Here is a 12889-nt window from a genome sequence, read left to right on the forward strand (position 1 = left end):
CCGAGGATTCCCATGGCGACCACGCGCCCGTCCGGCCGGCAGTTCCCCACCGACTTCCTCTGGGGGTCCGCGACGGCCTCGTACCAGATCGAGGGCGGCGTGCACGAGGGTGGGCGCGGCCCGTCGATCTGGGACACCTTCAGCCACACGCCGGGCCGGGTGCTCAACGGCGACACCGGTGACGTCGCCGTGGACCACTTCCACCGCGTGCCGCAGGACGTGGCGATCATGCGCGAGCTCGGCCTGCAGGCGTACCGGTTCTCGATCGCGTGGTCACGGGTGCAGCCGACCGGTTCCGGCGAGTTCAACCAGGCGGGTCTGGACTTCTACTCCGACCTGGTGGACCGGCTGGTCGACGCGGGGATCCAGCCCGTCGCGACCCTGTACCACTGGGACCTGCCGCAGGCGCTGGAGGACGAGGGCGGCTGGGCGAACCGTCAGACCGCCTACCGGTTCGCCGACTACGCCCGCCGGATGGCCGAGGTCCTCGGGGACCGGGTGCGGCTGTGGACCACGTTGAACGAGCCGTGGTGCTCCGCCTTCCTCGGGTACGCGTCCGGCGCCCACGCCCCTGGGGTGACGGACGACGCCAAGGCGCTGGCCGCCGTCCACCACCTCAACCTCGGCCACGGTCTCGCGGCCCGCGCCGTGCGCTCCGTCCTCGGTGAGGGCACGCCGGTCTCGGTGACGCTGAACCTGCACGTCACGCGCGCTGCCTCCGACGATCCGGCTGACGTCGCGGCCAAGCACCGCATCGACACGATCGCCAACGAGGTGTTCCTCGGCCCGATGCTGCTCGGTGCGTACCCGGAGCAGGTGTTCGCCGACACCGCCGCGATCAGCGACTGGGCCTTCGTGCAGGACGGGGACCTGGAGCTGATCCGGGTCCCGCTGACCCTGCTGGGTGTCAACTACTACGCGACCGGGCTGGTGCGGGCCGGTGCGCCCGCGGCCGTCACCCCGGGTGAGCCAGGTCCGGACGGCCACCGCGCTGCCGAGCACAGCCCGTGGGTCGGCGCCGACCAGGTGGAGTGGCTGCCGGTGGCCGGCCCCTACACCGCGATGGGCTGGAACATCGAGCCGCAGGGCCTCGTCGACCTGCTCCTGGAGCTGCGCGACCGGTTCCCGGACCAGCCGCTGGCCATCACGGAGAACGGTGCGGCGTTCGCCGACGAGGTCTCGGCGGACGGGCGCGTGCACGACGCCGACCGGGTCGCCTACCTGCACGACCACATCGATGCGATGGGTGCCGCGATGGACGCCGGCGCCGACGTGCGCGGCTACTTCGTCTGGTCGCTGCTGGACAACTTCGAGTGGGCGTACGGGTTCGACCGCCGCTTCGGCGTGGTCCGCGTCGACTACGACACGCTCGAGCGCACGGTCAAGGACTCCGGACGCTGGTACGCCGAGCTGGTCCGCACCGGCACGGTGCCGCCGGCGGAGGTGGCCGCCACGCTCTGAGTGCCCGGTCGGTGGGCGAGCGACCGCCGGCATCGGACAGGATGGGCGCATGCCGAGCAGCCGTCGATCGTCGAGACGGCCGTACGGGACCGCCCACCCGGAGCTGGACCTGATGCGCGCCACCGGCGGGCGGACGGCCGAGAGCGCATCCGACGGCGAGTGGACGGTGCAGTCGGTCGCCGGCTCGTCCCGGGAGTACCGGTGCCCGGGCTGCGACCAGGTGGTCGCGCCCGGGACGCCCCACGTGGTCGCGTGGCGGACGGACGACCTGCTCGGTGACGGTGTGGAAGGTCGTCGGCACTGGCACACGGCGTGCTGGCGCGCGCGAGGCCGTCGTCGTCCCAGCCGTCGCGCCTGACGCCGCCGCGCCTGAGGATGCCCAGGCCGACGGTCGCCTGCATGCCCGCCACGGTCGCCGGTTAGGCTCGAGACGATGTCCGAGACCTCTGCCGCGACCGCCCACGGCGCCCCGATCCGCTCCCTGACCGTCCTGCCCGCACACCGGGAGGAGGTCGAGCTGCACACGGCGGACGGCCTGACGCTGGTCGGTGAGCTCGCCCTGCCGGTGGACGCGGAGGGCCGTCCGACGACGCCGCGCGCCACGCTGGTCACGCTGCACCCGCTGCCGACGCACGGCGGGTACATGGACTCGCACGTGCTGCGCAAGGCGGCATGGCGGCTGCCCGCCCTGGCGGGTCTCGCCGTGCTGCGGTTCAACACGCGCGGCACGTCCAGCCCGCGCGGCACGAGCCAGGGCTCGTTCGACGGAGGCGTCGCCGAGCGGTTCGACGTCGCCGCCGCCCTCGAGCTGGCCGAGTTCCACGACCTGCCGCACATCTGGCTCGTGGGATGGTCGTTCGGCACCGAGCTGGCCCTGCGGTACGGGCGTGACCCCGTGGTGGAGGGAGCCGTGCTGCTGTCGCCGCCCCTCAGCAGAGCGGGCGACGAGGACCTGGACGCCTGGGCATCGTTCGGCCGGCCGCTCGTCGTGCTGGTGCCCGAGCACGACGACTACCTGCGCCCGCCGCAGGCGCGTGAGCGCTTCGCGCGGGTGCCGCAGGCCGACCTGGTGGCCGTCGACGGTGCGAAGCACCTGTGGGTGGGGGAGTCCCAGGTGCGCCGCGTGCTCGACGAGATCGTCGCGCACGTCGCGCCGGAGGTTCCCGTCCCGCTGCCGCGGACGTGGTCGGGGCCGAGCAGCCAGGCGGAGTCGACGGTCGACCTGACGGGGGAGGACTCGTGACACCGATCGCAGGTCTGACCACGGTCCGGTCCGACGCCGGGGCGCTGCCGCTCGTGCTGCTGCACGGGATGCCGCTCGACTCGCGGATGTGGACCGCCGCCGCGCAGCTCGTCGCCGGCCCGGCGGCCGTGCACCTCGTCGACCTTCCGGGCACGCCGCGGTACGTCGCCGACCTGCCTGCGCCGTCGCTCGAGGCCTCCGCCGACGAGGTGGCCCGCCTCCTGTCGGACGCGGGTGTCGACCGCGCCGTCGTCGTGGGCCTGTCGATGGGCGGCTACGTCGCGCTGGCGATGGCCGAGCGCCACCCGGACCTGCTGGCCGGGCTCGGCCTGGTGGACACCAAGGCGGTCGCGGACACCCCGGAGGCTGCGGCCAAGCGCCTCGCGACGGCCGACGAGCTGGAGTCCAGCCGGTCGCTCGACGCGGTGCTGCCGGTCGACGGGTTGCTCGGCGAGACGACCCGGACCGCGCGGCCGCAGGTTCTCGAGCAGGTGCTCGACTGGGTGCACGACCAGGTGCCGAGCGGGCTGGCCTGGTCGCAGCGGGCGATGGCGGGCCGGCCGGATCGCACCGAGGTGCTGCGGACGTTCTCCGGGCCCGTCACCGTGGTGGTGGGCGACGAGGACACCGTGTCGCCGGTCGAGCAGGCGCGTGCCATGGCCGCGGTCGGCGACGCGGCGCTCGTCGTGGTGCCGCGCGTCGGGCACCTGTCTGCCGTGGAGGACCCGGCGGCAGTGGCGACCGCCCTGGGAGAGCTGGTCGCGCGGGCGCAGCGCGGCTGAGCGCCTGCCTGCGGTCAGGCGCCGCCGAGGACGCGGGAGATCGCCACGTCGAGGTCCAGCGACTCACCGTCCTTGCCGCCGGCGCCGAGCACCAGCGGGGGGTCCTGCGGGGTCAGCTCGACGCCCCGCCAGAGGGACACGAGGCTCGCCGGCGCGCGCAGGACGTAGAAGTCACCGGCGGTGGAGACCGCGAGCGACTCGTCCTGCCGGAGGTACCAGCCCTCCAGCCCGGTCCGGTACCGGTGCCGGCCGTCGAAGCTGCGCGCCCGCAGCGGCACCGGCGCCGGACCGTGCGCGGTCGCACGTGCCACGAGGTCGGCGAGCATCGCCCGCGCGCGGTCGGACTCCGCCTTCTGACGCCGGTTCAGCGCCTCGGCGTGGGCGGCCGCCGCGGCGCGACGCTCCGCACGCCAGGACGACGCGTCGGAGGCGTCAGCGGAGCCGTCGCTCTGCGGGAGGTCGTCGCTCCCGGCGTGCCGAGCGTCCCGCGACCCGCCCTGCGCGCTCACGGCGCTCAGCCGCGAGCGGATGCAGCGTCGGTCGACTCCGCCGGCGCCTCCGACCCGTCTCCCGCGGACCCGTCCGGGACCGACTCGTCACGCACGGACTCGGCTCCGCCCGTCTCGGCGGTCGCCTCGGGCTGCCCCTCGGGCTCGGCCTCGCGGGTCGGCGTCGCCGCGCCCTCCGGGATGCCGTCCGCAGCCGTCTCGGCACCTGCCGAGGGCTCGTCGTCGGCCGCAGGGCTCGGCGGCGCCGTCGCGGCGGCGGACACCGGTGCCGGCCTTCCCTTGGCGCCCCGTACCGCCGGCCGGCTGCTCCGCGCCGGACGCTCCGCCGCCGACTGACGGTTCTTCTCGAACTCGGCCTCCACGCGGCCGGCCTTCTCCAGCGCCGAGCGGTCCGGGTTGCTTCCGAGGAGGTTCCGCAGCTCGTCGAGGTACCCGGTGATCGACTCCCGCTGCCGGTTCAGGTCCTCCACCTGACGCTGGGCGGAGGTGCGCTCGCGCTCGGACTCGATCATCGCGTCCGAGATCTGCTTCTCCGCGTGCTCCCGTGCCTCGGAGACCACGCGGTCGGCGTTCTTGCGGGCGTTCGAGACGAGGTCCCGGGCGTGCGCCTCCGCGTCGGTCCGGACCTTCTCGGCCTGGGCGAGCGCCTTGGCCACCCGCTGCTCGGCCTCGGCGGCGTGCGCCTCCGCGTCCGCGACCAGGCGCTCCGTCTCGGCACGAGCCCGTTCGTGGCGCTCCGAGTCCGCGCGCTCGGCGGCCTCCCGCTTCGAGGCGATCTCCAGCTCGGCGTCCGCCAGGCGCTGCTCGGCGTCCCGCACCAGCGTGTCGGCGTGCGCCTTGGCGTTCGCGGTCAGGTCGGCGATCGACCGCCGCGCCTCCGTCTGGAGCCGCTCGACCTCCAGGCGCGTGGTCTCCCGCAGCTCCGTGGTCTCGCGTGCGGCCGTCGCCCGCAGCTCGGCGGCCTCCCGCTCGGTGGTCTCCCGCAGCTGCGTGGTCTCCCGCTCCGTGACCTGGGCGAGGTGCGCCGTCTCGACCTGCGTGCGCTCCCGCAGCTCCGTCGTCTCGCGCTCGGCACGGGCCCGCAGGTCAGCCGCGTACTGCGCCGCCTCCGCACGGAGCGCCGCGACGGCCTGCTCCGCCTCGGTGCGGGCCGCCGCCAGCTCGTCCGCCGTCGTCGCGCGCAGCTCCCCGGTCTCCCGCTCCGCGCTGGCCCGCACGAAGGACGCGTACTGCTCCGCCTCGGTCCGCAGCGCCGCCACCTCGGCGGCGACCCGCTGCTGCAGGGCCGCCCCGTCCCGCTCCGCCGCGGAACGCACCTGGTCGGCGTACTCCTGGGCCGACGCGCGCAGGGTCGTGACCTCGTCCGCCACGTGCTGGCGCAGGGCGGCGGCCTCGTCGTCCGCCTCGGCCCGAACCCGTGCCGCGTACCGGTCCACCTCGGAGGTCCGGGCGGCCAGCTCGGACTCGACGCGCTGACGCAGCTCCGTCGTCTCGACGTCGGCCGCGCGGCGCAGGTCCTGGTCGTAGCGCTCGGCCTCCGCCCGCATCGCCTCGGTCTCCGCCTCGGTGCGCGCCCGCAGCTCGCTCGCGGTGCGCTCCGTCGCGACCCGGAGCTGGGTCGCCTCGTGCTCCACCGTCGCCCGCAGCGTGCCGAGCTCGCGCTCGAGGGTGGTGCGCCGCTCGCTCTCCTCGGTGGCGATCGCGCTCGCGATCCGAGCCGCCTCGCGCTCGGCGGAGCCGACCAGCTCCTCGGCCCTCCGCTGGGCGGCGGTCAGCTGGCTCTCCGCCTCCGTCGCCGCCGACGTCCGGACCTCCTCGGCCTCGCGGCGCGCGGTCGCGAGCAGCTCCGCGACCTCGTTCTCCGCGCGGGCGCGGAGCTGCCCGGCTGCAAGCTTGGCCCGCGCGAGCGAGTCCGCCGCCTGGGCGTTGGCCTGCGTCACGACGTCGGACGACTGCTCCTCGGCTGAGCGCAGCAGCTGCTCGATCCGCGAGCCGAGGCCGGAGTACGTGGGCCGCTCCGCCTCCCGCAGCTGCCGGTGCGCCTCGGACAGCTCACCGGCGACCTGGAGCGCCTTGGCGTCCGCAGCCTGGACCTGCGAACGGGCGTCGTCCACGGCCTTCTCGAGAGCGGCGATCCGCGCGTCGACGGCGTCGCGGTCGTAGCCGCGGAAGTTGACGACGGGGAAGGTGGGCCGGGCATCGGACACGGGCTTGATCCTCCAGGGGGCGTGGGCACGCGACGGCGCGGTCGACCACGTGTCGAGACCGGCGACCCGGCGCCAGGATACGCGGAACGGGTGAAGGAGCCCATGGGCCGAACGGGGTGGGGAACCTCGCGTTCGGCGGGCCGTCCCGGGCCGCCCGCTTATCCTGGGTGTCCCGTCCGAGAGGATTTGTGTGTGCGCAAGCGACTGATCGAGGCCGGCATCGGCTTGCTGGGGCTCGTCGTCATCGCTCTGGCGGTCGCCTCCGCGACCCTCTGGCGCGCGGACGACGTGCTGGTCGCCCGGGCCACTGCGACCGCCGGTCTCGTCGTCACGGACCCCGGTGTCCTGGAGCTCGGCGGAGACCCGGTCACGGTGCGCGCGCAGGTCCCGGCGGGGGACCACGTCGTGCTCGCCGTCGGTCGGGACACCGATGTCAGCGGCTGGGTGGGCAGCGATCCCTACCAGCGCGTGTCGGGACTCTCCGGCTGGCGAACGCTGCGGCTCGCCGCACCCGGGTCGTCCGCTGCGCCGTCGCCGGCGGGCTCGACGTCCGCGTCCGCTTCACCGTCGGGGGGCGCCGCTGCCTCGAGCCCGTCGGGGGGCGCCGCAGCCGCGTCGGCGGCTCCAGGTTCGAGCGCCTCCGCTGCACCGGGAACGGGCGCGAGGCCGGCAGCGGACCCGTCAGGTTCCGACATGTGGGTGGCCCAGGCGACGGGCACGGGGTCGGCGCAGCTCACGTGGCACGCCCAGGACGGACGCTGGAGTCTCCTCGTCGCGGGCATCGCCGCCGACGGGTCCGCCGTGAACCCCACGCTGGAGATGTCGTGGCCCCGGGTCGTCTCGTCGCCGTGGCTGGTTCCCGGACTGGTGCTCGGAGGTCTGCTCCTCCTGGCCGGCGCCGGGCTGCTGGGTCGGGACTGGTGGCGGACCAGGACCGGTCACGACGGCTGGACCTCGGTGGAGACGGGTGCGGTTCCCGAGGTGCTGCCGGCCGGGCCCGGCGCCGTCCTGACGCGTCGGCAGCTGCGGGAGCTCCAGAGCCGCAGCGGTCGACCGCCCACCGGCGCCGTCCAGGCGGTGGGAGCGGTCGACGCGCGCGCAGCTGCTCGGGGTGAGCAGGATGCGGCCACCGTGCCGCCGACCAGCACCACGCAGATCGGGCCGCCATCCGCGCTGCCGGGCGAGCGGTCGGGCACCCGACCGCAGTCCCGTCCGCAGCCTGCCGCCGCTGGGCGCCTCCCGGGCGCCCCGGCCGCTCGCGCGTCCTCGACCCCCGGCGCCACGCCGATCGCACCGCAGGTGCGACCCGCCACCGACACGGTGACCGCGGCGGACGCCGCACGCCGCGCTGCGTCCGCGCACAGGTCGCCCGCGGGTGCCGCCGCGGACACCGTCGGGACGTCGCCCGCAGCCGTGCCGTCGGCCGCGGCGCCGTCGCAGCTCGGGTCCGCCGGCGGGCCGCCGTCTGCCCCGCCGATCGAGCGCCCGGCACCGCCTTGGGCCGCCGGGGGCCGCCGCGCCCGTCGTGCGGCGGCCGCGCAGCCCGACCTCGGGACGCAGCCGCACGAACCCACGGCCCACGGTGCGACCTCGCCCGGAACGCCGAGCCCGCACGAGGGCCGTCCCGCGTGGGCCGCCCCCGTTCCTCCGGACGCTGCCGGCGCGAGGCCCGTCGCCAGGTCCGGCGGCGATGCACCCAGCCCGTTCGTGCTGAGGCCCTCCGGGCAGGAGGGGCCCGCCGCCCCCTCCCGGACCGGTTCAGGACAGCCGGGCGCACCGGGTTCCCGGACGGCGGGAGGCCCCGCACGTCCCGGTCAGCCGCTGGCGTCCCCTCGCACCGCGCAGCCGCCGCGACCCGGCGGTTGGGTGCCCGTGCCCGGCGCGGGAGAGTCCGGGGTGCCCGCGGACCGCGGCGACCGTCCGGGCCGGCCCGCCGCACCGCGCCCGCCGGTGCACCCCTCGTGGCTCGTCAGCCGGCCCGATGAGCCGCCCACCGGCGAGTCGGCACCGTCCATCGGCCGACCGTCCACGCCCCCCGCCCGCTCCGGCGACGAGCAGCGCGCCGCGACGGACGAAGGCGCGGAGGACTCACCGTCGTCCCGCGCCGACGCGTGGCGGCGCGCGTGGGGCCTGCCCACCGAGCCGCCCGCCGACGACCGAGGAGGGGATGGCCGATGAGCACCGCACGCTCGTTCTCCGTGACCTCGGGCTCGCGGGCGCTCTCACGACGGGCCGCCGGGCTCACCGTCGTGGCCGCGGTCCTGGGCTCCGTGCTCGCCGGCTGCGCCGCGGCGCCACCGGCACCGCACCCTCAGGCCGCCCCGGCCGTGCCCCCACCGGTGCTGTCGGTCGCGCAGACCACCACCGTCCTCGGTGACCTGGGCAAGGTGCTCACGGCCGGTGACGCCGCCCTCGACTCCAACGCGCTGACGGCCCGCGTGATGGACCCGGCCCTCGCCATGCGGCACGCCGAGTACCTGCGCGCGCAGGCCACCAACGGTCAGCGACCGCCGACGGCTCTCCCGACCAGCGCTCAAGCCGTGATCGAGCCGCGGACCTCGGGCTGGCCGCGGACGCAGGTCGTCGTCAGCGTGCAGCCCGACGACCTGCAGGCACCCCGCCTCCTCGTGCTGGAGCAGACGACCCCCCGCGACCCGTACCGGTTGTGGGGATGGGCGCGGCTGTTCCCGGGGGTCTCGATGCCCGCCACCGCGACGCCGGGTGCAGGCAGCCCGGTGCTCCCGGCCGACGCGAGCGGCCTGAGCGTCCGGCCGGACCAGGTCATGCCGGCCTATGCCGACGTGCTCTCGAACGGAGACGCGTCACAGTCGGCGTCGCAGTTCGCGCCCGACCCGTTCCGCACGAGCGTGACCTCCGCCCGGCAGACCCTGGCGACCAACGTCAAGGACGTCGGCAACGCGGCGGAGACGTACACGCCCGACCCCGCTCCGCTGACGGTGATCGGCACGGTCGACGGGGGCGCCCTCGTCATCGGCAAGGTGACGACGGTGTCCACGGTGTCCATCACCGTCGGCGGTGCCAAGCTCAGCCTCAGCCCGGTGGAGTCCGCGCTGGCCGCGGCGTCCGAGGCGACGCAGTCGCTGGTGCGCACGTACACCGACGTGCTGGTGTTCCGGGTCCCGCCTGCAAGGTCGACGGCACAGGTGCAGCTCGTCGCCGCCGAGGCCGTCCTCACCGCCGTCGCCGCACAATAGGTCGGCCGCTCACGCAGCACCCAGGGAGTCAGTTCGTATGTCGCAGTCCTCGCAGCCTCGACCGCGCCTCGACGTGCGTGGAGCCGTCGACCTCTCCTCGCTCGGCAGGCCCTCGACACCGCCCCCGGGCTCACCGGGCGGCCTCCCGGCCCCCGGCGCCTACGTCGTCGACGTCGACGAGGCATCGTTCGCCGACGTGGTGCGGCGGTCGAGCCAGCACCCCGTCGTGGTGGTGCTCTGGGCGTCGTGGAGCGAGGTGAGCGCCACGGTGGCCGGACAGCTGGCGGCGATGGCGCAGGACGACGGCGGCACCTGGCTCCTCGCGCGGGTCGATGCCGAGGCCAACCCGCAGATCGCCCAGGCATTCGGCGCCCAGTCGGTCCCGACGACGGTCGCCGTCCTGGGTGGTCAGCCGGTCCCGCTCTTCCAGGGTGCACCCGCCGCGGACCAGATCCGCGGGGTGCTCGACCAGGTGCTCGCCGCGGCGCAGGCCAACGGCATCACCGGGCGCGTGACAGCCGGTCAGCAGCCCGAGGTCCCGGCCGAACCCGAAGAGCCTCCGCTGCCCCCGCTCCACCAGGCCGCGTACGACGCCCTGGAGCGTGACGACCTGCCGGGCGCTCGCACCGCCTACGAGCAGGCGCTCCGCGAGAACCCGCGCGATGCGATGGCCCGGGCCGGTCTCGCGCAGGTCGGCCTCCTGGAGCGCACGGCCCCCCTCGACGGACGCAAAGCCCGGGAGGCTGCGGCGGCGGACCCCCACGACGTCGACGCCGCACTGGCCGTCGCCGACTTGGACGTGATGGGTGGTGCGGTCCAGGACGCCTTCGACCGCCTCGTCGACATCGTCCGGCGAACCTCGGGCGCCGACCGCGACCGGGTCCGGGAACGCCTCGTCGACCTGTTCGAGGTCGTGGGGACCGACGACCCGCGAGTCGTGGCGGCCCGGCGGGCGCTCGCCAGCGCCCTGTACTGAGCTCCGCACCCTTCGATCGGCGCGCGCGCGCCTCGGCCGTCGCCGGGGGCCGTCACCACCGGGGAACCGGTTTGCACGGCGTGACGCGGGTCACCACGTCCGGGATTTGCATTCCCGCCGGGGCGTTGCATAACCTTCTCAGGCCCCCGGCAGGGAGGAACGAACACCAGGGAACACCCGGTGGTCGGTCCCGCCGAGGGACACCCGGACTCTCGAGACCACGGCACCGCTGTGGTCTCGGCCGAGTCCGACGCGGGTTCGACCCGCTCCTGACGACCGGACTGCCCGGACCCGACCGCTTCTTCGCGGCCGAGGCCAAACAGAGCAGCGAAGTTGACCGGAGGAAGTCGAACCGCTAAGTTTGAACGGTTGCCTCCGAACGGGTCGAAAGACCAAGACGGATGAGCGTCTGTTCTTTGAGAACTCAACAGTGTGCCAAGTAGTCGATGCCAAGTTGTCTGCTGCGATGTTGTGTCGTGGTGGGCTTGGTGTTGATGGGAGCCTGTCGTCCACCCCGTGGGTGGTGGGTTCCTTTTTGATGCCAGATCTGTGTTGTTCTTTGTTGTGTCTGTTGCCTGACTGTCTTCGGGTGGTTGGGTGGCGTTGGACATTGACGGAGAGTTTGATTCTGGCTCAGGACGAACGCTGGCGGCGTGCTTAACACATGCAAGTCGAACGGTGATGGCCAGCTTGCTGGTCTGATCAGTGGCGAACGGGTGAGTAACACGTGAGTAACCTGCCCCTGACTCTGGGATAACTACCGGAAACGGTGGCTAATACCGGATATGAGGTGCCTGGGCATCTGGGCGCCTGGAAAGTTTTTCGGTCAGGGATGGGCTCGCGGCCTATCAGCTTGTTGGTGGGGTGATGGCCTACCAAGGCGACGACGGGTAGCCGGCCTGAGAGGGCGACCGGCCACACTGGGACTGAGACACGGCCCAGACTCCTACGGGAGGCAGCAGTGGGGAATATTGCACAATGGGCGCAAGCCTGATGCAGCGACGCCGCGTGCGGGATGACGGCCTTCGGGTTGTAAACCGCTTTCAGCAGGGAAGAAGCGCAAGTGACGGTACCTGCAGAAGAAGCGCCGGCTAACTACGTGCCAGCAGCCGCGGTAATACGTAGGGCGCAAGCGTTGTCCGGAATTATTGGGCGTAAAGAGCTCGTAGGCGGTTTGTCGCGTCTGCTGTGAAATCCTCAGGCTCAACCTGGGGCTTGCAGTGGGTACGGGCAGACTAGAGTGCGGTAGGGGTGACTGGAATTCCTGGTGTAGCGGTGGAATGCGCAGATATCAGGAGGAACACCGATGGCGAAGGCAGGTCACTGGGCCGCAACTGACGCTGAGGAGCGAAAGCATGGGGAGCGAACAGGATTAGATACCCTGGTAGTCCATGCCGTAAACGTTGGGCACTAGGTGTGGGGTCCATTCCACGGATTCCGTGCCGCAGCAAACGCATTAAGTGCCCCGCCTGGGGAGTACGGCCGCAAGGCTAAAACTCAAAGAAATTGACGGGGGCCCGCACAAGCGGCGGAGCATGCGGATTAATTCGATGCAACGCGAAGAACCTTACCAAGGCTTGACATACACCGGAAAAGTGCAGAGATGTGCTCCCCGTAAGGTCGGTGTACAGGTGGTGCATGGTTGTCGTCAGCTCGTGTCGTGAGATGTTGGGTTAAGTCCCGCAACGAGCGCAACCCTCGTCCCATGTTGCCAGCGGGTTATGCCGGGGACTCATGGGAGACTGCCGGGGTCAACTCGGAGGAAGGTGGGGATGACGTCAAATCATCATGCCCCTTATGTCTTGGGCTTCACGCATGCTACAATGGCCGGTACAAAGGGCTGCGATACCGCAAGGTGGAGCGAATCCCAAAAAGCCGGTCTCAGTTCGGATCGGGGTCTGCAACTCGACCCCGTGAAGTCGGAGTCGCTAGTAATCGCAGATCAGCAACGCTGCGGTGAATACGTTCCCGGGCCTTGTACACACCGCCCGTCAAGTCATGAAAGTCGGTAACACCCGAAGCCGGTGGCCCAACCTTTGGGGGGGAGCCGTCGAAGGTGGGACTGGCGATTAGGACTAAGTCGTAACAAGGTAGCCGTACCGGAAGGTGCGGCTGGATCACCTCCTTTCTAAGGAGCATCTGGCAGCTGGTCGTGCCTGTCATGGGTGCGGTTGGGTGTCCAGGCCCATGCCCTGGCCGTACGTGTCGGGGGTGGAGCTCACGGGTGGAACATCGACTACGGCCGGTTTGTCGCTTCTGGTTCGTCCTAGTACGTCGTGCTCGCTTCGGTGGGTGCGGGTGGGAACGGGTGGGTCAGGGGTGGGGGTCGGCCAGGCACGCTGTTGGGTCCTGAGGGAACAGCCGTTCGCGGGTGTTGTCCTTGGGGTCGCGATGATCGCTTCTGCTGGTCGGGGTTCTGCTCCGGGTGGTGGGAGGGGTCGGGTGGCCGGCAGGCCCCTGGTCCGGTGGACTGCTCCCTGGTGGGGGTGGGCGCCG

Annotated in this window: 9 protein-coding genes and 1 rRNA gene; 8 read left to right on the top strand and 2 right to left on the bottom strand. The window is 72.9% G+C overall.

What is annotated here, in order from left to right; translation table 11 throughout:
* Positions 1-12: 12 nt before the first annotated feature.
* The 4 genes from QMF98_RS05160 (at position 13) to QMF98_RS05175 (ending at position 3486) form a co-directional block, all read left to right on the top strand.
* Entirely contained in the window at positions 13-1461 is a 1449-nt protein-coding gene (locus QMF98_RS05160; RefSeq protein ID WP_337974972.1) for a GH1 family beta-glucosidase, read from the top strand.
* 49 nt (positions 1462-1510) lie between these two features.
* Positions 1511-1819 carry an Rv1322 family protein gene (locus QMF98_RS05165; protein WP_337974973.1) on the top strand — a complete coding sequence of 103 codons (309 nt, stop codon included), beginning with the start codon at positions 1511-1513 and terminating at the stop codon, positions 1817-1819.
* Between the two features lie 75 nt (positions 1820-1894).
* Positions 1895-2704 carry an alpha/beta hydrolase gene (locus tag QMF98_RS05170; protein ID WP_337974974.1) on the top strand — a complete coding sequence of 270 codons (810 nt, stop codon included), beginning with the start codon at positions 1895-1897 and terminating at the stop codon, positions 2702-2704.
* Positions 2701-3486: an alpha/beta fold hydrolase gene (locus QMF98_RS05175; RefSeq protein ID WP_337974975.1), complete on the top strand. Its 786-nt coding sequence runs from the start codon at positions 2701-2703 to the stop codon at positions 3484-3486. Before QMF98_RS05170 ends, QMF98_RS05175 begins: the two co-directional genes overlap by 4 nt.
* Positions 3487-3500: 14 nt before the next feature.
* Here QMF98_RS05175 and QMF98_RS05180 read toward each other — a convergent pair whose 3' ends face one another.
* Complete coding sequence (locus QMF98_RS05180) at positions 3501-3995, bottom strand: hypothetical protein (RefSeq protein WP_337974976.1); 495 nt, start codon at positions 3993-3995, stop codon at positions 3501-3503.
* 5 nt (positions 3996-4000) lie between these two features.
* The gene (locus QMF98_RS05185) at positions 4001-6202 is read right to left on the bottom strand and encodes a coiled-coil domain-containing protein (protein ID WP_337974977.1); all 2202 of its coding nucleotides are present in this window, start codon (positions 6200-6202) and stop codon (positions 4001-4003) included.
* 192 nt (positions 6203-6394) lie between these two features.
* On the opposite strand from QMF98_RS05185, the gene QMF98_RS05190 reads away from it, so the two are divergent.
* The 4 genes from QMF98_RS05190 (at position 6395) to QMF98_RS05205 (ending at position 12521) form a co-directional block, all read left to right on the top strand.
* On the top strand, positions 6395-8380 hold the full coding sequence (locus QMF98_RS05190) for a hypothetical protein (protein ID WP_337974978.1): 1986 nt from the start codon (positions 6395-6397) through the stop codon (positions 8378-8380).
* Entirely contained in the window at positions 8377-9417 is a 1041-nt protein-coding gene (locus tag QMF98_RS05195) for a DUF8094 domain-containing protein (protein WP_337974979.1), read from the top strand. Before QMF98_RS05190 ends, QMF98_RS05195 begins: the two co-directional genes overlap by 4 nt.
* Positions 9418-9454: 37 nt before the next feature.
* Positions 9455-10393 (top strand): tetratricopeptide repeat protein, encoded by a 939-nt coding sequence (locus QMF98_RS05200; RefSeq protein WP_337974980.1) that lies wholly within the window; start codon positions 9455-9457, stop codon positions 10391-10393.
* Between the two features lie 610 nt (positions 10394-11003).
* Positions 11004-12521 (top strand): 16S ribosomal RNA (locus tag QMF98_RS05205).
* Positions 12522-12889: the final 368 nt, after the last annotated feature.

Origin of the sequence: Cellulomonas sp. NTE-D12 (assembly GCF_027923705.1) — a bacterium.
Lineage (GTDB): Bacteria > Actinomycetota > Actinomycetes > Actinomycetales > Cellulomonadaceae > Cellulomonas.